Source organism: Bacillus oleivorans (assembly GCF_900207585.1).
GTDB classification, from domain to species: Bacteria; Bacillota; Bacilli; order Bacillales; family JC228; genus Bacillus_BF; species Bacillus_BF oleivorans.
Genome location: NZ_OAOP01000002.1, coordinates 229,818 through 255,284, shown reverse-complemented (window position 1 = coordinate 255,284; position 25,467 = coordinate 229,818). Strand labels below are relative to the sequence as shown.

Annotated in this window: 25 protein-coding genes and 1 riboswitch; of the genes, 5 read left to right on the top strand and 20 right to left on the bottom strand. The window is 41.0% G+C overall.

The features are described from left to right. Position 1 precedes the first annotated feature (1 nt). Positions 2-691, bottom strand: a complete 690-nt coding sequence (locus CRO56_RS04715) for a CoA transferase subunit A (RefSeq protein ID WP_097157461.1) — start codon at positions 689-691, stop codon at positions 2-4. A 12-nt stretch (positions 692-703) separates the two neighbouring features. Beyond that, a complete protein-coding gene (locus CRO56_RS04710) occupies positions 704-1,894 on the bottom strand; it encodes an acetyl-CoA C-acetyltransferase (RefSeq protein ID WP_097157460.1) in 1,191 nt (396 codons plus the stop codon). Between the two features lie 156 nt (positions 1,895-2,050). Here CRO56_RS04710 and CRO56_RS04705 point away from each other — a divergent pair, with 156 nt between their 5' ends. Then, positions 2,051-2,968 (top strand): hydroxymethylglutaryl-CoA lyase, encoded by a 918-nt coding sequence (locus CRO56_RS04705; RefSeq protein ID WP_097157459.1) that lies wholly within the window; start codon positions 2,051-2,053, stop codon positions 2,966-2,968. A gap of 50 nt (positions 2,969-3,018) precedes the next feature. Continuing rightward, positions 3,019-3,150, top strand: a complete 132-nt coding sequence (locus CRO56_RS23370) for a hypothetical protein (protein ID WP_281257280.1) — start codon at positions 3,019-3,021, stop codon at positions 3,148-3,150. Between the two features lie 197 nt (positions 3,151-3,347). On the opposite strand, the gene CRO56_RS04700 is transcribed toward CRO56_RS23370, so the two are convergent. The 5 genes from CRO56_RS04700 to CRO56_RS04680 all read right to left on the bottom strand — a co-directional run bounded on the left by CRO56_RS04700 (position 3,348) and on the right by CRO56_RS04680 (position 7,687). Beyond that, complete coding sequence (locus tag CRO56_RS04700; protein ID WP_097157458.1) at positions 3,348-3,941, bottom strand: histidine phosphatase family protein; 594 nt, start codon at positions 3,939-3,941, stop codon at positions 3,348-3,350. A 120-nt stretch (positions 3,942-4,061) separates the two neighbouring features. Next, on the bottom strand, positions 4,062-4,838 hold the full coding sequence (locus CRO56_RS04695) for an energy-coupling factor transporter transmembrane component T family protein (protein WP_097157457.1): 777 nt from the start codon (positions 4,836-4,838) through the stop codon (positions 4,062-4,064). Beyond that, entirely contained in the window at positions 4,820-6,493 is a 1,674-nt protein-coding gene (locus CRO56_RS04690) for an ABC transporter ATP-binding protein (RefSeq protein WP_097157456.1), read from the bottom strand. The genes CRO56_RS04695 and CRO56_RS04690 overlap by 19 nt, the downstream gene beginning before the upstream one ends. Beyond that, positions 6,490-7,077, bottom strand: a complete 588-nt coding sequence (locus tag CRO56_RS04685; protein ID WP_097157455.1) for an ECF transporter S component — start codon at positions 7,075-7,077, stop codon at positions 6,490-6,492. The genes CRO56_RS04690 and CRO56_RS04685 overlap by 4 nt, the downstream gene beginning before the upstream one ends. Position 7,078: 1 nt before the next feature. Further along, a complete protein-coding gene (locus CRO56_RS04680) occupies positions 7,079-7,687 on the bottom strand; it encodes a YkoF family thiamine/hydroxymethylpyrimidine-binding protein (protein ID WP_097157454.1) in 609 nt (202 codons plus the stop codon). Positions 7,688-7,796: 109 nt separating this feature from the next. Then, positions 7,797-7,898, bottom strand: a riboswitch (TPP riboswitch). Positions 7,899-8,217: 319 nt separating this feature from the next. On the opposite strand from CRO56_RS04680, the gene CRO56_RS04675 reads away from it, so the two are divergent. Both CRO56_RS04675 and CRO56_RS04670 read left to right on the top strand, forming a co-directional pair. Continuing rightward, positions 8,218-9,165 (top strand): alpha/beta hydrolase, encoded by a 948-nt coding sequence (locus CRO56_RS04675; protein WP_097157453.1) that lies wholly within the window; start codon positions 8,218-8,220, stop codon positions 9,163-9,165. Positions 9,166-9,269: 104 nt separating this feature from the next. Beyond that, on the top strand, positions 9,270-9,800 hold the full coding sequence (locus tag CRO56_RS04670) for a cysteine hydrolase family protein (RefSeq protein WP_097157452.1): 531 nt from the start codon (positions 9,270-9,272) through the stop codon (positions 9,798-9,800). 45 nt (positions 9,801-9,845) lie between these two features. On the opposite strand, the gene argH is transcribed toward CRO56_RS04670, so the two are convergent. The 10 genes from argH to CRO56_RS04620 form a co-directional block, all read right to left on the bottom strand. Next, a complete protein-coding gene (gene argH / locus CRO56_RS04665; protein ID WP_097157451.1) occupies positions 9,846-11,219 on the bottom strand; it encodes an argininosuccinate lyase in 1,374 nt (457 codons plus the stop codon). Continuing rightward, positions 11,212-12,447, bottom strand: a complete 1,236-nt coding sequence (locus CRO56_RS04660; protein WP_097157450.1) for an argininosuccinate synthase — start codon at positions 12,445-12,447, stop codon at positions 11,212-11,214. Before CRO56_RS04660 ends, argH begins: the two co-directional genes overlap by 8 nt. 81 nt (positions 12,448-12,528) lie before the next feature. After that, positions 12,529-13,506 (bottom strand): ornithine carbamoyltransferase, encoded by a 978-nt coding sequence (gene argF, locus CRO56_RS04655; protein ID WP_097157449.1) that lies wholly within the window; start codon positions 13,504-13,506, stop codon positions 12,529-12,531. 34 nt (positions 13,507-13,540) lie between these two features. Next, the gene (gene carB, locus CRO56_RS04650; RefSeq protein WP_097157448.1) at positions 13,541-16,768 is read right to left on the bottom strand and encodes a carbamoyl-phosphate synthase (glutamine-hydrolyzing) large subunit; all 3,228 of its coding nucleotides are present in this window, start codon (positions 16,766-16,768) and stop codon (positions 13,541-13,543) included. Beyond that, a complete protein-coding gene (locus CRO56_RS04645) occupies positions 16,755-17,837 on the bottom strand; it encodes a carbamoyl phosphate synthase small subunit (RefSeq protein WP_097157447.1) in 1,083 nt (360 codons plus the stop codon). The genes carB and CRO56_RS04645 overlap by 14 nt, the downstream gene beginning before the upstream one ends. A 15-nt stretch (positions 17,838-17,852) precedes the next feature. Beyond that, positions 17,853-19,052, bottom strand: a complete 1,200-nt coding sequence (locus CRO56_RS04640) for an acetylornithine transaminase (RefSeq protein WP_097157446.1) — start codon at positions 19,050-19,052, stop codon at positions 17,853-17,855. 11 nt (positions 19,053-19,063) lie between these two features. Continuing rightward, entirely contained in the window at positions 19,064-19,849 is a 786-nt protein-coding gene (gene argB / locus CRO56_RS04635) for an acetylglutamate kinase (protein ID WP_097157445.1), read from the bottom strand. 13 nt (positions 19,850-19,862) lie between these two features. After that, on the bottom strand, positions 19,863-21,089 hold the full coding sequence (argJ, locus tag CRO56_RS04630; protein WP_097157444.1) for a bifunctional ornithine acetyltransferase/N-acetylglutamate synthase: 1,227 nt from the start codon (positions 21,087-21,089) through the stop codon (positions 19,863-19,865). Between the two features lie 23 nt (positions 21,090-21,112). After that, on the bottom strand, positions 21,113-22,150 hold the full coding sequence (argC, locus tag CRO56_RS04625) for an N-acetyl-gamma-glutamyl-phosphate reductase (protein WP_097157443.1): 1,038 nt from the start codon (positions 22,148-22,150) through the stop codon (positions 21,113-21,115). Between the two features lie 235 nt (positions 22,151-22,385). Beyond that, positions 22,386-22,709, bottom strand: coding sequence for an iron-sulfur cluster biosynthesis family protein (locus CRO56_RS04620; RefSeq protein WP_097157442.1), 324 nt, complete (start codon positions 22,707-22,709; stop codon positions 22,386-22,388). Between the two features lie 149 nt (positions 22,710-22,858). Between CRO56_RS04620 and CRO56_RS04615 the strand changes: the two genes are divergently transcribed. Further along, positions 22,859-23,071: a CDGSH iron-sulfur domain-containing protein gene (locus tag CRO56_RS04615; RefSeq protein WP_097157947.1), complete on the top strand. Its 213-nt coding sequence runs from the start codon at positions 22,859-22,861 to the stop codon at positions 23,069-23,071. 55 nt (positions 23,072-23,126) lie between these two features. Here CRO56_RS04615 and CRO56_RS04610 read toward each other — a convergent pair whose 3' ends face one another. From CRO56_RS04610 to CRO56_RS04600, 3 genes are read right to left on the bottom strand one after another with little or no spacing between them, the layout of a single operon-like run. Then, positions 23,127-23,951: a MetQ/NlpA family ABC transporter substrate-binding protein gene (locus CRO56_RS04610; protein WP_097157441.1), complete on the bottom strand. Its 825-nt coding sequence runs from the start codon at positions 23,949-23,951 to the stop codon at positions 23,127-23,129. A 21-nt stretch (positions 23,952-23,972) separates the two neighbouring features. Then, positions 23,973-24,635: a methionine ABC transporter permease gene (locus tag CRO56_RS04605; RefSeq protein WP_097157440.1), complete on the bottom strand. Its 663-nt coding sequence runs from the start codon at positions 24,633-24,635 to the stop codon at positions 23,973-23,975. Then, positions 24,628-25,389, bottom strand: a complete 762-nt coding sequence (locus CRO56_RS04600) for a methionine ABC transporter ATP-binding protein (RefSeq protein ID WP_245855583.1) — start codon at positions 25,387-25,389, stop codon at positions 24,628-24,630. Before CRO56_RS04600 ends, CRO56_RS04605 begins: the two co-directional genes overlap by 8 nt. Positions 25,390-25,467 lie beyond the last annotated feature (78 nt).

Here is a 25,467-nt window from a genome sequence, read left to right as displayed (position 1 = left end):
TTTAGCTTAATACCGTCAGTCTTTCGATTCTTTTCTCTTGCGTACCTTGAATAATACCCTGAACATAGATACTAGGTGTGTGGATCTGATTTGGGTCCAATTCACCTGGTGTATAGAGTTCCTCTACTTCAGCAATGGTTACCTTTCCGGCTGCCGCAATCATCGGGTTAAAGTTCCGTGCTGTTTTTCGGTAAATGAGATTCCCCATTGTATCTCCTTTCCAGGCACGGACTAGGCTAAAGTCGGCTGTATGCGCTTCTTCTAGTACATATTCCTTGCCATTAAAAACCCTTGTTTCTTTCCCTTCGGCAATCGGAGTGCCAACCCCTGCAGGTGTATAGAAGGCAGGGATCCCTGCACCGCCAGCTCTAATTTTTTCAGCCAAAGTTCCTTGAGGAACTAATTCTACTTCAATCTCACCCGATAATACTTGTCTTTCAAACTCTTTATTTTCTCCTACATATGAACCTATCATTTTCTTAATCTGTTTATTTTGAAGAAGTAACCCTAAACCCCAATCATCGACTCCGCAGTTATTAGAGATGACCGTTAAATCTTTTACGCCTTTTTCAACTAGAGCTAAGATTAAATTTTCCGGAATTCCGCATAGACCAAAACCGCCAACCATAATCGTGGCTCCATCATGAATATTTTTGACTGCTTCTTGAAAGCTTGTAAAAACTGGTTTCATTTTTTTTCCTCCTTACTCTGCATTTTCTATTATGGTTGCGACCCCTTGACCGCCGCCAATACATAAAGTGGCAAGGCCAAAACGGCCGTTCCGTCTTTTGAGCTCATGAATTAAAGTGACAAGAATTCTTGCACCGCTTGCGCCAATGGGGTGACCTAAGGCAATTGCTCCCCCGTTCACATTTAAAATATCATGATTAAAATGGAGCTCCCGGTCAACCGCGATTGACTGGGCAGCGAATGCCTCATTAGCTTCTATTAGCTGTATATCTGATAGCTGCAATGATGATTTATTTAATGCCTTTCTTACTGCGGTTACAGGACCGATACCCATTACACTTGGATCCACTCCAGCTGATGCATTCGCCTTTATCGTTACAAGCGGTGTAAGCCCTAGTTCTTCACATTTATCCCTGCTCATGATAACGACAGCTGCTGCACCGTCATTAATGCCCGAAGCATTTCCGGCCGTTACACTACCCTCTTTTATAAAGGCAGGACGTAACCCTGCTAGCTTTTCAACTGTTGTTCCCTTTTTTGGATATTCATCTGTATCGAAAAAATAAGGATCCCCTTTACGCTGAGGAATTGTAACAGGGGTAATCTCTTCCTTAAAAACACCTGCTTCAATCGCTTTAATCGCTTTTTCTTGGCTCTTAGCCGCAAAGCCATCCTGCTCCTCTCTAGTAATTTGGTAGCGGTCACATAAATTTTCAGCCGTAATTCCCATATGATAATCATTAAAGGCACACCAGAGCCCGTCTTTAATCATGGAATCAACCAGTTTTTGATCACCCATTTTATACCCGTCACGGGCATTTTGCAGCAGATAAGGGGCTTGGCTCATATTCTCCATTCCGCCAGCAACAATGATGTTCGCGTCTCCAGTAAGAATAGCTTGAGTCGCCAAATGAACTGCTTTTAATCCGGATCCGCAAACTTTATTAATCGTCATGGCCGGAACTGATTCAGGCAGCCCAGCGTTTATTGAAGCCTGTCGCGCCGGATTTTGTCCTAGACCCGCCTGCAATACATTCCCCATGATCACTTCATCTACTTGGTCAAACGGTACTCCAGCTTTTTCAAGAGCAGAACGGATAACTGTGGCACCAAGCTCTGGCGCAGATATATTTTTTAGACTTCCATTAAAACTCCCAATCGCTGTTCTGACAGCGCTTACAATGGCTACTTCATTTCTTAGCATGCACGTTCTCCTTTCTTTTTGTACTATAACTGCTGATATACATAATTGTTTCGATTTTAAATGTTAAAATTCCTCTAATTTTGTCAATTTTCCTAATAAATCTTGCTATCCAATGAAAAGTCCCGCTACAATTGTATGTAAGGGGGAAGAAGGTTCATGACGATTAACTATCCAAAAAAAGTGACCATCATCGAAGTAGGACCGCGCGACGGTCTGCAAAATGAGAAACAATTTGTTCCGACGGAAATAAAAGCAAAGTTTATCGAGACTCTTTTTGATTCAGGGGTCACCGAAATGGAAATCACATCCTTTGTTTCACCGAAATGGGTCCCGCAAATGAAAGATGCAAGCGAAATTGTAAGGGCTTCCAATTCTATCTTAAAGAAAAAAATTGTTCTTGTCCCAAATGAAAAAGGAATCGAACTTGCTCTGGAACAGAAATGTAACGCTTTAGCTGTTTTTGTAGGAGTTAGCGATACCTTTAATAAAAGAAATATAAATAAAACGACTAAAGAAAGCCTTGATGAACTTATCCCAAGGATAAAAAGGTTAAAACAGATGGGCATATTTCTTCGTGCCTGTATATCGACCGCATTTTATTGTCCGTTCGAAGGAAAAATCGAAAAAGCAAAAGTAATTGAATTATGCCGAGCATTTGTTGATGCCGGAATCGATGAGTTAAGTGTGGCAGATACAATTGGGATGGCAAATCCAATTGAATGCTATGATTTATTCAAGGATTTAAAGTTCTTATTCCCAAATACTCTTATAACTGCACATTTTCATGATACGCGAAAAATGGCTCTTGCAAATATTTTTGCAAGTCTCCAGGCAGGTGTCGACCGTTTTGACAGTTCGGCTGGAGGACTGGGCGGCTGCCCATTTGCCCCTGGTGCGACCGGAAATGTCGCTACTGAGGATGTTGTGTATATGCTCAATCAAATGGGAATTGAAACCGGCATTGACCTGAAGAGATTACTTGCTGCAATTGATCTTATTACCTCCGAAATGGATAGGCCATTGGAAAGCGGACAGTATAAACTTCATTTACAAGAACGTTTAAAGCAAGCATAAACCATTTGTTAAAGGCTCACTCTATAAAAAAAGGAAAGGAGCTTTACCAAATGAGTCAAAAGCGGGAGAAAGGCTACAGCCAAAAAGGAAAAACAAATGCAGACACCAGTAAAAATCCGATGGCAAAAGAAACTTTAGATCAGGCAATTCATCCGACGAACCGTCAGAATAGCCCGCAATAAATGAAAGGACTGAGCCTTTGCAGGTGATCAGTCCTTTTTTGTGTATGGCAGGTGCCTGTGGTTTGAGCAGCCCGCGGATTTTATGAGCGACTGCCTCCATTTAATGAGCGTATAATTTGATTTTTGAGCGCTTGGGCAAACTTTTGAACATAAATATTAATTTTTGAGCGGTCGGCTCCATACCATTGTTCACCACACTAATCGTTATTTGAATAAGAGAGCGACAAATGGCCAACCTGATTATAATTATGGATCACCCATGTTCCATTTTGATTTTCGATATTAGTTATACTTCCGTTCATAATCTTTGTTTTGCCATGACCGAGTTCTTCATTTGAAATCGAGCCAAGGATTGCGTTGATGACCCCGCCATGAACAACAAGCAGTACACTTTGTCCCTTGTAGATTTCGTGAATCGTATCAATTCCTTTCATGACACGCTGGCTCAAAGCTTCCCAGCTTTCAACTGAGGGGTGCTCCTGATTAAGGAACTTTTTCTTCTTTTCTTCAATGGTCATCCCGGAAACCAAACCGTAATCCCGTTCCATAAAATCAGCCATCTCAATTATTGCGGGCAGTCCAACCTGGTTATTGATCAAATCTGCCGTTTGTCTCGCTCGAACCATCGGACTGGAAATGATCACATCAAAATAAAAGTCCTTTAAATAATGACCGCATTCCTCAGCTTGCTTTTTCCCTTTATCATTTAACGGAATATCTTCCCTGCCTTGGATTCTTCTAACTGCATTCCAGTCAGTTTCCCCATGACGTACTAAGCATATTTTAGTCATCCTCTTTTCCCTTCCTATCTGTAAAGGATTCTTTTTTCTATGAATCTCATATATTGATACTATTCATTTTATCACTAACGCATTAAACAAAAAAATGCTATGCCTTTAACACATAGCATTTTATAGCTGACCTTTATAGAATTGAAAGAATCCCAGTTTCCAAGAAATCAAGCTGCACCCTATTAGATAAGCGATCATTATAAAAACAAATAGCCAGTCATTTCTTGTTATCCTCATCGTTCTATAAAAAGTGCGCCCCTTCTCCCCTGTAAAACCTTTCGATTCCATAGCGATAGCTGTCCTTTCTGCCTTTCTAATGCTGCTTGCCAATAGCGGAATCGAATATCGTTTTACATTTTCCGCGTAATGTTTTAATGATTTCGCTCGATTCACCCCACGGACCCGGTGGGCTGACCGGATAATGAATAACTCCTCCTTAAGCATCGGCAAAAAGCGGAAACCTGCCAAGATCCCATAGGCAAGCTTTGGCGGCAGCTTGCATTGCTGCATAAGACTTAAGATAAAATCAGTCGGTTTAGTTGTAAAAATAAATAAGAGAGACAGGGCCGAAAAGCATAAGACCCTTAGGCTGAGTGAAATGGCTATTATAAAGGTATCGATCGGTACTTCAAGCCAAAAAATCGGAACCGTCCCGGTTGACGCCGATTCTTTGCTAAACACAATGGTCGTCCAGAAAAAGCCAAATGCTAATATCAAAAACGGTGAAAAATAAAATAGCCACTTTTTTAGGGAAACTTGACCAAAAAGGATCGTAATCCCCATGGTCCAGATCAACAATAGCAACGGGGTAATAGGATCAAAAACGAAAGCGAGCATCATGATTACAAACGTTATTGTACCTGCTTTTAAACTCGGATTTAATGATTTAAGAAACATAAAATCCCCTTGCTCCTTTTTAGTTCGTGTTTGATTTGTTTTTCAAATGGCAGATTCAAATGGGCCTCTGTCAGAAAATCAATCCCTTTGTCCCATAACTCATCAGGACTTCCCTTGAAATATTCGGCTCCATCCTTTAGTGCGATTACCCGGTGTGCATATTGGTGAACAAGGTCTACATCATGAGTGATCATCATGATGGAACAGCCTTTTTGGTTTCTCGATAAAAGTAAATTCATTAGCTCTTCGGTAGATTTTGCATCTTGGCCAAAGGTCGGTTCGTCTAGTATGAGTATCTGTTGCTCATCGACAATCATGGTAGCTACACTTAACCGTCTTTTTTGCCCTTGGCTGAGGGAAAAAGGATGTGCATTCTCTAAGCCTTGCAGCTGACAAACGTCTATAATATCTCTTACCTTATCTTCAATTTGTTCTTGATCTAATCGTTGCATTTTTAACCCAAACGCTATTTCATTGCAGACCGTGTCTGTTATGAATTGATGCTCTGGATTTTGGAATACATAACCGATTATTTGCCTGATATGATCCTCCCGATAGGATTGCACGGGTTTGCCTTTCAGCCATACCTCGCCTATATCTGCTTTTTTAATACTGGCCAGAACTTGTGAAAGAGTTGTCTTCCCCGCTCCATTTGGACCTACAATTGCAAGGACTTCCCCTTTATATAAATCTAGCGTCATATCTTTAAGGATTACTTTTTCTGCACTAAGGACTGAAATGTTTCGTGCTGTAAGAATTGGTTCATTATGCTCTCTCTTTATTTGGGAAGGTGGAAAATCAACTCTTGAAACAAAAACGTGATCTAGCAAATCATTCACTACTAAAGGGGTGACCGAATTTACAAATATCCCCTTCTGTTTCCATTGCAAGCCTAGCTCAAATGCACGCGGAAGCCAGATGCCTTCATTTTTTAAAAAAGCATAATGCTGGTTAAATCCCTCTGCAGGTTTACCGTCAAAGATGAGGGAACCCTCCCTGTTTAAAATCAAACAGCGGTCAATGATGGGCATCCATTGATCCAATTGGTGTTCGATCACCATTAAGGTAAAATTCAGTTCATTTTGGAGCGCTTCAATGGTTCTGACAAATTCACGGCTGGCAATAGGATCTAGGTTTGCTGTTGGTTCGTCTAAGATCATCACTGTCGGTTCTAAGGCGATTACACAGGCTAATGCAAGCTTTTGCTTCCATCCTCCCGATAAGGTTGAGATCATTTCATATCGATACGACATCATCCCGACTGACTGTAGTGCCTTTTCAATTCTTCGATCCATTTGTTGGGGATCGACTCCGATATTCTCTAACCCAAACGCAATCTCATCCTCTACCGTAAGCATACAAAATTGGCTTTCGGGATCTTGAAAAACGACCCCAATTTCCTGACTGATTTCACCCGGACGGTATGCAGAGACTTCCTTTTCTTTTATAAACATTTTCCCTGACAAAGTTCCATCCAGGTCCTTCGGATAAAGCCCATTTAGACAAAAGGTCAGCGTACTTTTCCCAGAACCGCTTGGACCAAGGAGAAGCACGCGTTCTCCTTGGTTTACTTTTAAAGAAATATCTATTAGTGTCTCTTGTTTCTGATCTTCAAATTGCAGGGTTAAATGCTCTGCTTTTATGATTTCGTTCATGAAACTTTGTCCAGACTCTGTTTTTTCATTTCTTTTCCTAAAGCAAATCGTGAAAGGACACCAGTCTGAGCTAAAGCATCACTGATTATTTTTCCAAGCACACCTGCTAAAATTGCACCGCTGATTAAACGGAAAATAAACATGGCAAGTACGTAACCAGGCTCCAAAACGGCATAGCCTGATCTGAAATACCCCCAAGCAAAACTGGTCACAGCCGAACCCATTCCAGCCATCATTAGAACCCATAAGGAGTACTGTTTCCAGCGGGTTGCAGCAAAAACGGCTTCAGCTCCAATCCCTTGAATCATTCCAGAAATGATTAATCCAGGACCAACCGCATTCCCCATTAGCACCTCAACTGTAGCAGCGATTGTCTCTGAAATAAAAGCCGCACCTGGCTTTCTAATAATGTAAGCGGCTATTACGGATACGATAAACCAGATTCCAAAAATTAAATCATAGCCAATTGGACCAAAGAAGCCTACCAAAAGCTTTCCCACAGGAAGAAACGCTAAATAAACGACCGCAAAAACAACGGAAAGCACAGACATGACCACTATTTCACGCATATTCCAATTTGCCATTTTATTTATCTCCTTTCTTCGCAGACGGGCTATTGGCTGAAATCGTAAATGTCATGACCACATGGGAAACTCCGCTTTTTTCTACGTTGGAAAAACAGTTTTCTAAACCAGTGAAGATTGCATGGGCATCGCCATCCAATCGAGTAGCATAGTGAATACTCGTTACATTTACACCCTGATCCTTTATTTTTTGAACCTCACCATAGATTACATCCATGTAGTTCCCTGCTCCCATCGGATATAAGGCAAATTGACAGGCGGCTTGCTGGGCGATGGCAGCTGCTGTTTCCGCATTAAGACGTTCATCATTTTCCACCAGAAAGACGTCCCCTTCCGAGTCACCTGGACAGCCAATCGAATACGTGCCACTCATGACAACGTGCTTCCCTGTTTTAGCGGCATGAAGAAAAAAAGCTTTTGTGACATCAAAGATTTGAGAGATCCTCCCTCTTATGCAGGTACTGACATCATCCGTTTGCTTCCAAACCTTTGAGGTATCTACTTCCTTTAAAGCTGTCAAAATTACCTCAACAAAATTATCAGCCATCGGGTACAAAGAAAACCGACATCCCGCAATTCTACTCGTGCCACAAGCTTGTGGATTTTCCATTTCTTAACCACTCCTTTTTGTTTTATCAACACAAAAAAACTGCATCCACGTGAGGATGCAGTTGTCCCTATGTATATACACGGATAGCCCAAATACCACCCGAAAAAAACAGGCTCAAACTACACTTCCCCACGCTAGTATTACCTAGATCGGGTCATAAGGGTCGGATTTCCCTCTCAGCCGCATACAAGCAGCTCCCCTAGTGTTATTTCGCAATATGCAGTTTTTGGTTCACCTATATGTTAAAAGAAATGATACCCTGCTGTAAATCATACTAAAGTCATAGATTTAAAGTTTTGAACTCGTACGGCGTTTGTCGAAATCTTGCTACCGAGAGATAACCCCTCGCTGCCGAGAGTAAATCCCTCGCTACCGAGAGTAAATCCTCCGCTACCGAGAGTAAATCCTTCGCCCTCGGCAGACAAATCCTGTCACAACCAAGACTACATTAATAAAGCAACCGATTTCCTTTTGCTCCTGTCCAATTGGTAAAATAAAGGTATCACATCTTTATGAAGGGATGACAATCGGTGAAAAAAAAGTGGAAATGGGTTTCTGCTGGTGCTGGACTAATCAGTCTGCTTGCTTCAGGCGGCATCTATTTTTCCAATAAAATTATTTACATTCGCAAGAAAAAAGAGGAAGAGATATTAGAGAGGGAAACTTCTGAGGCACGGTTTGATTTAGCACAATTTGAAAAGCTTCCAAAGGAAGAGGTCCAGATACCTTCTCCATTTGGTTATTCCTTGCACGCTTTACTGGTGAAACCGTATGAAAGTAATCGCTATATGATCTTTTCTCATGGTGTGACCGAGTCAAAGACCAATATGATTAAGTATATGAACCTGTTTATCAAAAAAGGGTTTAATGCCGTATTATATGACCATAGACGCCATGGAAAATCAGGCGGAACCACTACCAGCTATGGATATTATGAACGGCATGACTTAAAGGCTGTCGTAGATTGGCTGAAACGTAAAGTCGGAGAAGAACTCTATTTTGGCATATTTGGTGAATCGATGGGTGGCGCCACAACTCTTATGTATGCTGGGACGGTTGAAGATGAAGCTAACTTTTATGTGGTAGATTGCCCATTTTCTGATTTCACAGAGCAACTAAAAATCAGATTGCGCGAGGATTTTAAACTGCCTCCTATTTTATTGCCTTACACTGACTTATTTTTAAAGTTTCGTGCAGGCTTTTCAATGAAAGATATCGTTCCGCTTGAAGCAATTAAAAACATTAGGAAACCAATCCTTTTTATTCATGGACAGGAAGATGTGTATGTTCCCGCGAGTATGACGAAGGAACTCTATGATGCCTATGAAGGAGAAAAATCTATCTTTATGCCTGAGCGCGGAGGACATGCTGAAACGTATGTCACAAACCCGGAGGAATATGAGAGAACAATTTTTGAGTTTCTTGAAAAAGTGGCCCCATGGACAAGGGATTATCCTAAAAATGAGATATACAAATGAACTCGCCATTTTTCTAACTTTTCAAAATTCTACTTGCATCAGAGCTCCAATCCCCTTATACTCATTTATGAGAACATATGTTTTGGGTGAGAGGAGAAAAATTTATGAACACAGCCCTATTAATCATTGACGTTCAAAACGGGATGTTTCTAGAAGAGGAGCCTGTTTATAATGGTGACATCCTAATGGAAAATGTGAAAAAACTGATTTCAGAATCCCGCACAAATGGTACACCAATCTTTTATATTCAGCACAACGAGTCAGAAGGAGAACCTTTAGAAACAGGAACTTATGCATGGGAAATTCATTCCGAGATAGCACCGCTTCAAAACGATTCTATTATTCAAAAAACGACACCTGATTCATTTTTTAATACGGAATTAGATGCCGAATTAAAAAAACGGGGAATTGATCAGTTAATACTTGCAGGAATACAAACTGAAATATGTATAGATACAACTTGCAGAAGAGCCTATAGTCTAGGCTATAAAGTGACATTGGCTTCGGATGCTCATGGTACTTGGAATTCTGACCCTCTCACCGCAGAGCAAATAATTCAGCATCATAACCGGACATTGCGCTTTTTTGCACAAGTCAATCCAACCAGTGAAATTATCGCGAAACAGTTCGTTTAAAAGTAAAAAAACCGCTTGGGTCTGCCAAGCGGTTTTCATCATTATTTATCCTAATTTCTCTTCAGCCAATTCAATCTGCTTCTTCACCTGCACAGGCGAAGTGCCCCCATAGCTTTGCCGAACTGCTACGACATGCTCTGGTGCTAAAACTTCATATATATCTTCCTCAAAAAGCGGGCTAAACTCTTTAAACTCTGCTAGCTGTAAATCCAGCAGAAACTTCTGATGCTGGATGGCATACAGCACCATCTTTCCAATCACTTCATGGGCATCTCTGAAGGCCATCCCTTTTGTGACTAAGTAATCGGCAATGTCTGTCGCATTTGAAAAGTCCTGGTTGACCGCTTGTTTCATCTGATTTTTATTTACCGTCATCGTTTCAATCATCGGTGCGAGCAGCTGGAGTGATCCATCTAATGTTTCAACTGTGTCAAACATGCCTTCCTTATCTTCTTGCATATCTTTATTGTAGGCGAGCGGCAGCCCTTTTAATACGGTTAACAAGCCGATTAAATTACCGTATACCCGCCCGGTTTTGGCACGCAATAGTTCAGGCACATCCGGATTTTTCTTTTGCGGCATAATACTAGAGCCGGTACAGAAGGAATCATCCAGTTCAATAAATTGAAATTCTTGGCTCGACCAAATTACCATTTCCTCTGAAAGTCTTGAAATATGGGTCATGATTAATGAGGCAATGGATAAAAATTCGACGATAAAATCACGATCACTCACGGCATCCATGCTATTTGGATAGACGGTACTAAAACCTAATATCTCGGCCGAACGGTGTCTGTCAATTGGAAAAGTCGTCCCTGCTAATGCCCCAGCACCAAGCGGAGACCAGTCGATCCGTTTCAGGCTATCCTGCAGCCGGTCTTTATCACGCTCAAACATCCAGAAATACGCCATTAAATGATGCGCAAACGATACGGGTTGAGCCCGTTGCAGGTGGGTATACCCGGGAATCAGTGTTTCTATATTGTCTTTTGCCTGTGTCAGCAAAGCGGCCTGAACCGCTTTTACATGTTCTATTAATTCTAAGGTTTTGCCTTTTAAATACAGGTGCATATCCGTGGCAACCTGATCGTTTCTGCTTCTTCCAGTATGAAGTTTTCCTCCGACAGGACCAATCTCGTCGATCAGCAGTTTTTCAATATTCATATGAATATCTTCATGTTCAACCGCAAATTTAATTTCACCTGATGTTATTTTTTCCCTAATCTGAAGTAGGCCCAACTTAATCTTTTCTGCATCCTCGAGCGGAATAATCTTGCATTCTCCGAGCATTTGGACATGGGCCAGGCTTCCCTCGATATCCTCAAGGGCTAATCTTTGGTCAAAGGAAATCGATGCTGTAAATTCTTCGACTAATTTGTTCGTTTCCTTTGTAAAGCGTCCTCCCCACAATTTAGACATTCGTACTTCCTCCAACAACAGACTCTTCTTTTTCCGGCTGGTTTACTTGTGAGTACACCTTGGTTGGAAGTCCCCAAAGCTTAATAAAGCCAACTGCTGCATTGTGGTCAAACATATCGCCTTTTGAATAGGTTGCAAGTTCTTCATTATATAAACTATTAGCAGATTTACGTGCTACTGCAAAGTGATTACCTTTATGAAGCTTAACTTTGATTGTTCCGGATACACATTTTTGCGTTTCATCCACAAATGCTTCTAATGCACTGCGAAGCGGTGAATACCAGAGCCCTTCATAAATCAGTTTTGTCATTTGCTGTTCAATTTGTGTTTTAAATTGTGTGACTTCACGCGGTAATGTTAAAAACTCAAGCTCTTTATGGGCATTGATCAAAATCAGAGCACCTGGATTTTCGTACACTTCACGCGATTTAATCCCAACCAGCCTATTTTCAATATGATCAATTCTTCCTATTCCATGCTTGCCGCCTAAAAGGTTAAGCTCTTCTATTAAAGGAACTAAATCCATTTTCACACCATTCAGAGCCACAGGTACACCCTGTTCAAACTCAATTTCCACATATTCTGCTTCATCTGGCGTAAATGCGATTGGGTTCGTCCAGGCGAATGCCTCTTCTGGCGCTTCGTTCCATGGGTTTTCTAGAACCCCTGCTTCACAGGCGCGTCCCCAGATATTTGCATCAATTGAGAAAGGATTATCTAAATCAACCGGAATCGGTATCCCATTTTTCTCGGCATATTCAATTTCTTCGTCTCTAGTCATTCCCCACTCACGAACAGGTGCAATCACCTTTAGATTCGGATTTAAGGCTTGAATCGAAACTTCAAAACGAACTTGATCGTTTCCTTTTCCTGTACAGCCGTGGGCAACTGCAACTGCTCCTTCTTTTTCCGCTACCTCAACGAGCAGCTTAGAAATAAGCGGACGAGAAAGGGCAGAAGATAAAGGATATTTTCCTTCATATAATGCGTTTGCTTTCAATGCAGGAAGGATATAATCTTTTGCCAATAATTCTTTTGCATCCAAAATATATGCTTTAATCGCTCCAACTTGAAGAGCCTTATTTTTAATAGCTTCTAAGTCTTTACCTTCACCGACATCAAGTCCGAGGGCAATCACGTCGTAGCCGTATTTTTCTTGAATCCATTTAATTGAAACAGATGTATCTAATCCGCCAGAATAAGCCAATACAATTTTTTCTTTACTCATGTGTTAACTCCCCATTTTTGTTGTTATATGAATTAATATTTATTGTATTGTATTTTTATTCATTTATCAACAAAAAATTTTTTATGATTTCTTGCCAAGCAGTGCCTTTAAGATTGCCTTTTGTGCGTGGAGACGATTTTCTGCCTCATCAAAAACAACTGAATGTGGGCCATCGATAATTTCTGCTGTGACCTCTTCGCCGCGATGGGCTGGCAGACAGTGAAGGAAAATGAAATCTGGCTTCGCATTTTCACATAAAGCCTGATTTACTTGATAATCCTTAAATTCCTGTAATCTTTTTTGTACTTCTTTCTCTTGCCCCATACTAGTCCATACATCGGTTACGACTACATCTGCATCCTGAATCGCTGTAGTCGGATTATTAGTAATCATGATTTTACTGCCTGTTTTAGAGCCAACCTTCTTGGCATTTTGGATAATGATCTCATTTGGTTTATATCCTTCTGAAGAGGCGATGTTTATATGCATACCGACTTTAGCTGCCCCCTCTAAGAGTGAATGAGCCATGTTGTTATTGCCATCCCCTATATAACAAAGCTTTAGACCTGAAAGCTTTCCTTTATGCTCTAAGATTGTTAATAAATCAGCCATGACTTGAGTTGGATGATGCAAATCGGTTAATCCATTGATAACTGGAATGGAGGCATACTTTGCAAATTCCTCGACGGTTTCATGTTCAAAGGTTCTAACCATGATTCCATCTACATACCTCGATAATACTTTGGCTGTATCAGACACGGTCTCACCGCGTCCTAACTGAATATCCCTTGAGCTTAAGAAAATTGCATGCCCGCCTAACTGAAGCATCCCGACTTCAAATGATACTCTTGTACGAGTAGACGATTTTTCAAAGATTAAACCAAGCACTTTTCCACTTAAATACGGATGGGAAATCCCCATTTTTTGCTGTTTCTTTAATTCAAGTGCATCATATAAAAGGGACATAATATCATCCTTGCTATAGTCGGCGAGTGTTAAAAAGTCCTTCTGTATAAGCTTCGGTTCCTCAGTTTCCTGCCACTTGCTTACTTTATTCATGCGCTTCTCCTCCATTATTGATGTGTTTCACCATTTATATGGCAGCTCCCGCTCTCAAGCAAAGGTATTCGCTGATCGTGCGAGCTTTATGTTCGATTAGTTCGTTTACGCCTGTCGCTGCTTCAAAAGTTTGCAGACTCGTATAAATTGGGACTTGATAGCGCGTTGCCAACTCACGTATATGAAACCCTACAGTCCGTTCATCTCTTCCAGCTGTCGGTATGTTCAGTACAGCTGTTATTCTGCCTTTCTTAAACAGTTCATCCAATACAATTCTGTCTTTACTGACTACTTCTGCTTCAATTCCGTGTTTTTGTAAAAATTCAGCAGTGCCTTCCGTTCCAATGATATTGCATGTAACAGCAAGCTTTTGGATCATCCCTGCGCCTTCTGCTTTAAAATCATCTGAAATAGAACATAGAAGATAAGGCTTTTCCTTATGAGCCTGTAACGGAAGATGACCATCAAAAAATAGTGCTTTCTTGATTGCTTCATCTAGAGTTTTGCCTAATCCTAACACTTCGCCGGTAGACTTCATCTCCGGACCTAACGCATGGTCTACTCCCTTTAGCTTACTAGCTGAAAAAACAGGAAATTTAACTGAATAAAAAGGCGGCTCTTCTAATAGACCCGTTTCTTTTGATAGGTTTGCAGCCTTTTCCCCCAGCTGAATAGCAGTCGCCCACTCAATTAGCGGGGTATCGGTTACCTTGCTGATAATTGGAACTGTTCTTGATGCTCTTGGATTCACCTCTAAAACATAAACGGTATTTCCTGCAATCACAAATTGAATATTCATAATTCCTTTGATTGGGACTTCTTGAGCAATTCTTGAGGCATAATCTACCAGCACTTCTTTTTGCTTACTAGTTAACGTAATAGGCGGGAAGATCGCTGTGCTGTCTCCTGAGTGAACACCCGCTTTTTCGATATGCTCGAAAATCCCTGGAATAATGATCTCTTTACCATCACTGATTACATCGACTTCACATTCAAGACCTTGAATATACTGATCAACTAAAAGCGGCCAAATTCTTTCATTGTTTTGTTTTTTCAACCGATTTGTATAGTGAAGCAGTTCTTCCACTTTATGAAAAATAAACATCGATTGTCCGCCAATAACATAGGAAGGACGGACTAAAACTGGAAAGCCTAAAAGGCTTGCCACCTCTATTAGTTCATCTGGCTTATTCGCTGTTTGTCCGGCAATATGAGGAATTTCCAGTTTTCTTAATAACTGATAAAACTGTTTTCGGTCTTCTAATGCGTCAATGCCTTCCACTGAAGTCCCAAGCAGTGGCACTCCTTCTTCCTGTAAAGAATTAGCTAGATTAATAGCCGTTTGCCCGCCAAATTGTATTAAAACGCCTTCTATCTGTTCTTTTTCAATGACGTGTAACACGTCTTCTGCTGTTAATGGCTCAAAGTAGAGGCGGTCTGCAATCGAATAATCCGTGCTCACTGTTTCAGGATTGTTATTAATAACAATTGCTTCATAGCCTTTTTTCTTAATCGCTAGAGTCGCGTGAACAGAGCAATAATCAAATTCAATTCCCTGGCCAATCCGAATCGGACCGGAACCAATCACTAGGATTTTTTTGCGGTCAGTCTTTTCAACTTCATCCTTACCGTGCCAGGTTGAGTAATAGTAAGGAGTAACGGCATCAAACTCTGCGGCACATGTGTCGACCAGTTTAAACCCTGGTTTTAACGACAGCTCTTTTCTTTTATCCCTGATCGTCTTTTCTGGTACATGAAAAATCTGTGCTAATCGCTGATCACTGATATTGATTCTTTTCGCAAGCCTCAACAGGTCCTCAGGAAGCTGATCCCACGGAACTTCGCTCAATTGTTGCTCGAGTTTTACCATTCTATGAAGCTTTTCTAAGAACCACTGGTCGATTTGGGTTAGATTGTAGATTTCAGCTACACTCATCCCGCGCCAAAAAGCCTCAGCTATCGCAAAAAGGCGTGTATCTGTCGCCGTTTCTAGCAGTGTATAAATTTGATTGTGCGGTATAGCTTCTAAACTATTAATCTTTAATCCGCAAACTCCAATTTCTAATGAGCGAATCGCTTTGTTTAAGGCACCTTCGAAGGATCGGTCAATCGCCATTACTTCTCCTGTCGCTTTCATTTGTGTACCTAATGAACGGTCAGCTTCTGAAAATTTATCAAATGGGAATCGCGGCAGTTTGACTACAATATAATCGATTGCTGGTTCAAAGGATGCAAACGTATTGCCAGTAATCGGATTTAAAATTTCATCCAGATGGTAGCCAATCGCACATTTAGCTGCAATCCGGGCAATCGGATAGCCCGTAGCCTTTGAAGCTAATGCAGATGACCGGCTGACGCGCGGATTCACCTCGATAATATAATATTGATCGGAATTGGGGTCTAAGGCGAATTGAATGTTGCAGCCCCCAATAATTTGTAAAGCCCGAATGACTTTTAAAGATGCATTTCGGAGCATTTGATGCTGGACATCTGTTAACGTTTGTGACGGTGCGACGACAATCGAATCACCCGTATGAACCCCGACCGGGTCCATGTTTTCCATATTACAAACGATAATACAGGTGTCATTTGCATCTCGCATCACTTCATATTCAATTTCCTTCCAGCCTTTAATACTCTTTTCAACTAATACTTGATGAATCGGGCTGGCATTTAACCCTTTTTTCAAGATGACCTCTAATTCCTCCTGCGAATAAGCAAAACCGCCGCCGGCTCCGCCAAGGGTATAGGCAGGACGAATGATAACGGGAAAGCCGATTTCCTCTGCAAATTTCATGCCTTCATCAAAGCTTGTTACGATTTTTGACTCTGGAATGGGTTCATCAATTTCAATCATTAAATTTCTGAACTTTTCCCGGTCTTCCCCATTTTGTATCGATTCAACTGAAGTTCCCAGCAGTTCCACTCCATACTTTTGCAGAATTTTTTGCTCATATAATTGAACGGTTAGATTTAACCCTGTCTGTCCTCCTAATGTTCCAATAATCCCGTCAGGCATTTCTTTTTTTATGATGTCTTCCAGGGAAGGAACTGTGAGTGGTTCGATATATACCTTATCAGCAATGGTATGATCAGTCATAATCGTTGCTGGATTATTATTGACGAGTACAACTTGAATTCCTTCTTCTTTTAATGCTAAACAGGCTTGAGTTCCTGCATAATCAAATTCTGCTGCCTGGCCTATCACTATAGGGCCAGAACCAATCACAAGTACTTTTTTCAAATTTTTACGTAGTGGCATAGTTGACTTCTCCTAAAGCAAGTAGTTGTTGAATAAATGAATCAAAAATATGTGCAGTATCACTTGGACCTGGATGTGCCTCAGGATGAAATTGTACTGACTGAATCGGATACTGGACATGCTTGATCCCTTCAACCGTGTGATCATTTACATTACGGTACGTGATGGTAAACACTTTTGGATTGAGACTTTCCTCGATGACCACATAGCTGTGGTTTTGTGACGTCATTTTGACCTTACCTGTTTCTAGTTCCTTGACCGCGTGATTTCCGCCCCGGTGACCATACTTCATTTTTCCTGTTTTTGCACCATAAGCAAGGGCAATTAGCTGATGTCCCAGACAGATGCCAAGTGCAGGAAAGCGTTGTGTAATTTTCTTAATATCCTGGAATCGATCCTGCAGCTCCATCGGATCCCCAGGTCCATTGCTAAGCAGAACACCATCCGGCTTCAAATGACAAATTTGCTCATAGGTAAAGTGGTAAGGAACTACGGTTACCGAACAATTTGCTTCTAATAAAGCTGCGAGAATGGATTTTTTAAAGCCGAAATCCATCAAAACCACATGCGGGCCATTCTTTTTATACGTAACCACTTCTTTTGTTGAAACTCGTTTTACCCAAAAACTTCCTGCGTCCATTTGCGATACTTCACATGCAGCTATCTTTTGCTTTGAAATATAACCTTTAATTGTTCCTTTTTTTCGGATTAATTGAACTAAATTTCGTGTATCAATCCCGGTAAGACCGACAATCCCTGCTTTTTTAAGCTGATCGGAAAGACTGCTAATCGCCTGATAATGGCTCGGTGTTTCACATGCATCTCCAATTACGACCCCTGAAAGGTATGGACGCTTACTCTCATTGTCATAAAGATTTATTCCATAATTGCCGATAAGAGGATAACAAAATGTTAAAATTTGACCGGCATAAGAGGGGTCTGTGATCATTTCTTGATACCCTGTCATACTCGTGTTAAAGACGACCTCTCCAATGCTATCTTTTTCACTGCCGATTAACGTACCAGTGAATGTTTCCCCTGTTTCAAGTATCAAATATCCTTCTGCCATTATGCTCCCTCCAAATTAGTCCTCTAAGGAATACTTGAAAATTGTTTCAAGGATCTGACTACATTGATCAATTTCTGCTATTGTAGTCGTTAAAGGCGGGAGAATTCTCACCACATCTGGTCCCGCTGTTAAAAGCAGTAAATTCTGTTTTCTTGCTGCTTCTACCACTTTACTTGCCTTCTGCTTCATTACAATACCTTGGAGAAGGCCAAATCCTCTTACCTCTTCAATTTGATTACTAAGGTTCTTTATTTTCACGAGCTTTGCCTGTAAATAAGCACCAAGCTCTTTAGCATTATCTAATAGATTCGTTGCGACAAACTGTTCCATGGTGGCTAATCCTGCTGTTGCGGCTAATGGATTACCTCCAAATGTACTGCCATGACTGCCAGGCTGAAAACCTTTTGCTGCTTTTTGATTGGCAACAATGGCACCAATCGGAAACCCTGAACCTAATCCCTTGGCTAAACTGATGACATCTGGTTCAATCCCAAACTGCTGATAGGCAAACAAAGTGCCGGTTCGGCCCATCCCGGTTTGAATCTCATCAATCATTAGTAATAAACCGTGTTCTTCACAAAGCTGGGCCAACTGTTTGACCCATTCTGGTTCAGCTGGAATCACTCCTCCTTCTCCCTGTACAAGCTCAAGGAGAACCGCACATGTATGTTCGGAAACTAGTGATTCTAGTGCTTCCAAATCGTTAAAAGGAAGATAACGAAATCCTGGTACGAGCGGAGAGAAACCTTGCTGGATTTTCTCCTGACCTGTTGCTGATAAAGTTGCTAGCGTGCGCCCGTGAAAAGACTGTTTAAATGTTACAATTTCAAAGCGCTCTTTCCCTAATTCTTTTTGTGCGTAGCTTCGTGCAAGTTTAATCGCTGCTTCATTTGCTTCAGCTCCGCTATTGCAAAAAAAGACTTGATCCCCGCATGAGTGCTCAACTAGTAAGCTAGCAAGCTTTTCTTGATTCGGAATATGATAGAGGTTCGAACAATGCCATAAGGTTTCGAGTTGTTCTTCCAGTTTGAGTTTTACTGGTTCCGGTACATGCCCTAAATTACAGGTTGCAATCCCGGACGTATAATCTAAATATTGTGTTCCCTGATCATCCCAGACATAGGATCCTTTTCCCTTTACAATCGTAAGCGGAAAACGGCTGTATGTGGGCATTAAAGGTGACATCCCGGTCGATGGGCTAGAACTTGCTAACATACTGACTCTCCTTATCCCAATATGATTTTCGTTCCAATTTCTCTTCCTTCTGTATAAGCAAGGAGGCTATCTGGCTCGTTCCCGTTTATAATGACAACCTCCGGTACATTTGCTGTGAGTCCATCAATCGCTGCTCTGACTTTAGGTACCATACCGCCATATATAATTCCATTTTTAATCAATTCTTCTACTTCAAGATTGGTAACTTGTTTTAGCAGATATTTCTTCCCTTCTTGTTCCGTATAAATTCCCGGAATATCACTGATCATACACAATTCTGCCTGCATGGCTTTAGCAATCGCCGATGCCGCCATATCACCATTAATGTTGTAATGCTGTCCTTGTTCATCGATTCCAAGGGGCGAGATGACCGGAATTAGTCCTTGGTTTGCGATTTGTTTAATCAAAGCCGTATGAACGCTTGTCACTTCCCCAACAAACCCAAGCTGTTCACTGTTTTGAGCAGGTTTTACCAGCAAAAGTGCTCCATCGACTCCGCTCATCCCAAAGGCAGCCCCGCCTGACTTTTGAAAATTTCGGACAATCTGTTTATTTACAGAACCGCTTAATACCATTTCAACGATATTTAATACATCTTCAGTGGTAACCCTGAGGCCATCAACAAATTTTGTTTCAATCTCGAGCCGATTAAGGAGTGTGGAGATTGTTGGTCCTCCCCCATGAACAATAATGGGCTGCCATTCTTTGTTTTTTTGAAGCTGAACAATATTTTGATAGAAGTTTTTAGGGAGATGATCTAAGACACTCCCCCCACATTTAATGACCAGGTATTTCATTTTGGCGCCTCCCTTACGTTCTGTAAGAAGCATTTATTTTTACATAATCATAAGTTAAGTCGCAGCCCCATGCAGTAGCCGTCCCGCATCCTTCATTCAAATCTATAAAAATTTGAACGTGTTCCTGTTCTAAATAAGCTTTTGCCGCCTCTTCACGAAAAGGTACTGGTAACCCTTTTTCAACTACCGTAATGGTTCCTAGTTTTACAGTAAGGCTGTCAGGATTCAGTTCTTGTCCGCTGTAGCCGATGGCGCAAACGATTCTTCCCCAGTTCGGGTCTGCCCCGTATACGGCTGTTTTGACAAGACTAGAGCCAATAATAGATTTGCTGACAGCCCTTGCAATTGTTTCGTTAATCGCTCCTTTTACTTGAACTTCAACCAGTTTTGTGGCACCTTCGCCATCTCTTGCTATTTGTTTGGCAAGTGATTCAGATACCGTATTCAGACCTTTGATAAACACTGACCATTCAGGATGGTCCTTTGTTAATGTTTGGTTATTAGCCTCTCCATTTGCCATGACAAGGACCATATCATTCGTACTGGTATCGCCATCTACCGTAATCATGTTAAAGGTTTGATTGGTAACTTCTCTTAAGGCAAACAGCAAATCCTCATGTTCGATCTTAGCGTCAGTTGTTATAAAGCCAAGCATGGTTGCCATATTTGGATGGATCATGCCTGAACCTTTGGCAGCGCCCCCGATTGTAACTTCCTGACCATCTATTTCAAATTGCACACAAGCATTTTTCACACCCGTATCAGTCGTTAAAATTGATTGCTCAAAGCGAGCTGCGGACTCGTATTCTGGTAAGTCGATTTGTTCAATCCCGCTTTTGATTTTATCTATTTGCAGCGGAACACCGATCACTCCAGTTGATGCAACCGCGACATAGGAAGCTGGAATCCCGAGCTTTTCGGCAAAAAGAGTTTGCATTTCGGCAGCATCCTGTAGGCCTTGTGTTCCCGTACAGGCATTGGCATTGCCAGAATTGACAATCAGAGCCTGAACTTTATGCTCTTTTTTGATACTGTCTTGCGTAATAAGCAGAGGAGCAGCCTGAAAAAGGTTAGTTGTATATACAGCAGCGGCTGTCGCTGGTACTTTCGAAGCAATATAGCCTAAGTCCAATCTTTTTCTCTTAATACCGCAATGAACGCCGCCTGCTTTAAATCCTTTTGGTGAAGTTACACCCCCGCCTGGGATAATCGTCAGCTTGTTTTCCTTAGTGATCTGCATTGAGAACATCTTCCTCTCTCTTCCTATGGGTAAAGCGGGATATACTCAAGTCCTGTCTGAACATCCCAGCCATTCATAATGTTTAAATTTTGGATCGCCTGCCCTGAGGCACCCTTCACTAAGTTATCAATGACAGAAACGATTGTAAGTCTTCCCGTTCTTTCATCAGCAAGGACTCCAATGTCACAATAGTTGCTGCCATATACTTCTTTTGTTGTGGGAATAATGCCTTCCTTACAAATCCTAATAAACGGATGATCCTGATAATAATCCTGATAAAGATCAATAATATCGCCCGTTTTTACGGGGGTATTCAGGCTTGCGTAGATAGTAGCCATAATTCCCCTTGTCATCGGGACAAGATGAGTCGTAAAGGTTATCGGGGATGTTTTCCCGCTTTGTTGATTGAGAATTTGTTCAATCTCAGGTATATGCTGATGCTTTCCTAGTTTGTAAGCCTTTAAATTTTCATTGACTTCAGAGTAATGCGACCCTAACGAAAGTCCCCTGCCTGCACCAGACACGCCTGATTTTGCATCGACAATAATAGAATCGCAGTCAATCAGATTGTGCTGTAAAACAGGAATCAGCGCCAATAATGTAGCAGTTGGATAACAGCCCGGATTTGCAATCAGTTTCGCTTCTTTAATCGCGGTCTGATAAATTTCACTTAAGCCATAAACGGCAGAATCTAGATGCTTTTGTTCAGCAGCTGATTTTTTGTACCATTTTTCATATACGGTTTGTGACTTCAGGCGAAAATCCCCAGAAAGATCGATACAAGTTAAACCATTCTCCAAAAATTTGGGCAGAATCTCTTTACTTACGCCTGAGGGTGTTGCAAAAAAGATAACATCAACCTCTTCACTCAACGAATCTATGTTTAAAGCGGTTAATGGTCTATCGATTATATTGGTGAGGTGAGGATAAATTGAATCCATTTCACTCCCTGCTGTTGAATGAGAAATCACTGTCTCAAGCTCAACGTAGGGATGATGCTGCAATAACCTGATAAGCTCCACCGCACTATAACCTGTTCCCCCAATAATTGCTGCTCTCATTGCTTTCTCACTCCCAAAAAGCCCTTATTACTGAATGATTATAACTCTGTATGAATTTTTATACAATAGGTAATTTGTAAAAATATTATTTTCTTTTTTTCACCTTATTTTAACTGTGTTTTTTTGATTTTCCCCTTTATAGGGAATTATAAATATACAAGCCTATGCATAAAACAATAGGTTCCTATTTTTTTAGAGACAAAAAAAATGCCTATGAATCGATATCATAGACATGTCAGCTCTCGATTAGTCTCATTCGCGGACTAAGTATTTCGTCGGGTGTTTTTAGCTGAAACGTATTCGCTTTTTTTGAAAAGTCAATTGTTAGTTTCTCTCCAAGAAATATTTGATGCTGGGGATTGTAATATATTTTAATGTCTACATTGCAATCAGCCTGCAGATCTTTCGGGTGACTTGCTTGTTCCAGATATAAGGTAGGTACCCCGCTTACTGCACATCCGCACCCTTCTGTGTCATAGTGGAGGCGCAGTACATTTTCTTTCATTTTTAATTTTTTAGCGATTTCGGCTAAAGCTGTCTCTGTAACGGTAATGAACATCGCATTTCCTCCTGTCTCGCTTTTATTTTATCATTTCCTTTTGCAAAACCTATGATTCTATGCTCAGGATTCCTATTAACGTTGCTTTAAAAGCTTGTTCTCCTGTACTATCATAGTTATAAGGTAAATGTTAGGGGGGATTGATGAAAATGGAAAAGATTACAATCAAAGTAAATGATAATGGCTCTCTCCGCATCACTGGCGGGGAAAATATTGATTTATTGGACGGTGAAGGCAACAAAATTGAGACAAAAAGCTCATTCTCTTTATGCCGCTGCGGCCGTTCGAAAAACAAACCATTTTGTGACGGTTCGCATAAAGGTAATTTTGAATCTTGTGTAAGGGCGGAGAACTTTAAATAAGTAAAAAAACATCCACAGGGTGAACACCTGTGGATGTTTTTTTACGTGTTTCTAATTAAAATGCTGGAATTGAATTTTCCCCATATTCTTCTTCTAAAAACTTTTTCACTTCAGTGCTTGTCATACTTTTAGCTAATTTTTGAATCACTTCAGAATCGGCGTTGTCTGAACGGGCCACTAATGTAATCGCGAATTCTGACTCAAGTCCTTCTGTCAGCAGTGCGTCACTTTTAGGTGTTAAGCCGAGCGGCTGAGCATAAGCTGGTGTCATAATAACCGCGTCCGCATCATCATACATACGTGCAAGCATCAATAAGTCCACTTCTTCAAATTTATAGTTTTTAGGATTTTCCATAATATCTGCTTGTGTTGCGTGGATACCTACACCTTCTTTTAGCTTAATTACTCCCGCTTGATCGAGAATTGCCAGCGAGCGGCCAATATTTGTCGGGTCATTCGCAATCGCAATCGTCGCTCCTTCTGGAAGCTCATCCATCGTTTCGTAATTTTTAGAGTAAACACCATAAATTGCGTGGTAAATCGGCTGTACTGGAACTAAATCAGTTCCGTTTGCTTCATTGTATTCTTCCATGTATGGAACATGCTGAAAGAAGTTAGCATCTACTTCTTTTGCCGCGAGTGCATTATTAGGCTGGATATTATCACTTAACACAACAATTTCCAGATTAATTCCGTCTTCTTTTAATTGAGTTTTAGCGATTTCCAGAATATCAGTCATTGGCGGTATCAACGAAGCCACTTTTAAGCTGATTTCTTCGCTGTCTGTTTGATCATCAATTGATGTTTTGTTCTCTTGACTTTGAGCACATCCTGCCAGTACCAACAGTAATGCCATGATAAGAGTCCATATTTTTTTCATTGTGAAACCCCCTGCTGTATTTTATCGTTTATCTAGTTTTCTCGAGATCGTTGTCCCGGTAAATTGAATCATTTGGACAAAGAAGATCATGATAATAATTAAATAAATCATAAGTTCAGTTTCAAATCTTTGATATCCATATCTGATTGCAAAGTCCCCAATTCCTCCTCCGCCAACTACTCCCATTATCGTTGAATAGGAGATAAAACTGATGGCAGATGTCGTTAAACCGAGAACTAAACCTGACCTTGCCTCTACATAAATAAACTTGAAAATAACCTCTCTAACGGATGCCCCCATTGAAATCGCAGCTTCAATTACACCTTTCGGAACATCCAATAAGGCCTGTTCCACTAAACGAGAGTAATAGGCGATCGCCATGATTGCTAAAGGTACTGTCGCTGCAGCCGTTCCGATTGCGGTTCCTACTATTAATCTAGTAAAAGGAATCAGAAAGACGACAAATAATAAAAAGGGAAAGGACCGGACAATGTTTACAAATAAATTCAGTGCCGAAAAAACTGATTGATTTTCAAGCAATTGCCCTTTCCGGCATAAAAATAGTAAAGTTCCGACTGGCAGTCCCAAAAGAATCGCGGCTAAAACAGATGCACCCACCATAATAAAGGTTTCTCCAATAGATTGCCATATCTCCGACTGATACTGTACCAAGATTTCAGGCATGATGTCTATCACCATCCTCTTGTAATTGCTGTAAAAACCAGTCTGGATTTTTGCTCGGAGTCGTTACTCCCCTTGGCTTCACATCTACTGTTTTATAAATCGCACCGTTTTCCATAATGGATACCCGGTTGCAAATACTCGTGATAACACCCATTTCATGACTAACGATTACAATCGTAACTCCAAGTTTTTGATTAATAGTCTGGAGTACTTCTAAAATTTCAGCAGTTGTGTTTGGGTCAAGCGCTGACGTCGGTTCATCACATAATAGAATAGTTGGACGGTTTGCAAGGGCTCTGGCAATCGCAACCCGCTGTTTCTGACCGCCGCTTAATTGAGCCGGGTATTTATCCCATTCCTTTTCAAGGCCGACAAATTTAAGACTTTCTAGGACCCGTTCGTTTCTTTCACTTTTCGGAAACCTGGCTAATTCCAATGAAACTAACACATTATCAAAAACCGTTTTATTAGAAACGAGATTAAAATGCTGAAAAATCATCCCGATTGATTGCCGGGCTTTCCGCAGCTGCCTGCCGGGGAGCCTTGTTAAGTCTTGGTTATGAACCAGTACTGCTCCCTCATCCGGTTTTTCTAATAAATTCATCAGTCTCAGCAGCGTAGATTTCCCAGCACCGCTTTGCCCGATAATTCCATAGATGTCTCCCTGATTAACGGTTAAAGATACATCTCGAATCGCTTCATAACATTTTTTGTCTTGCTTATAGCTTTTGCAAACATTATGTAATGAAATCACGATGCTGTTCTCCTTTTCCTCCGGTAATGGGCTCACACCTTTTCTATTATAGGGAAGAGTGAATAGGATGTCCATTTA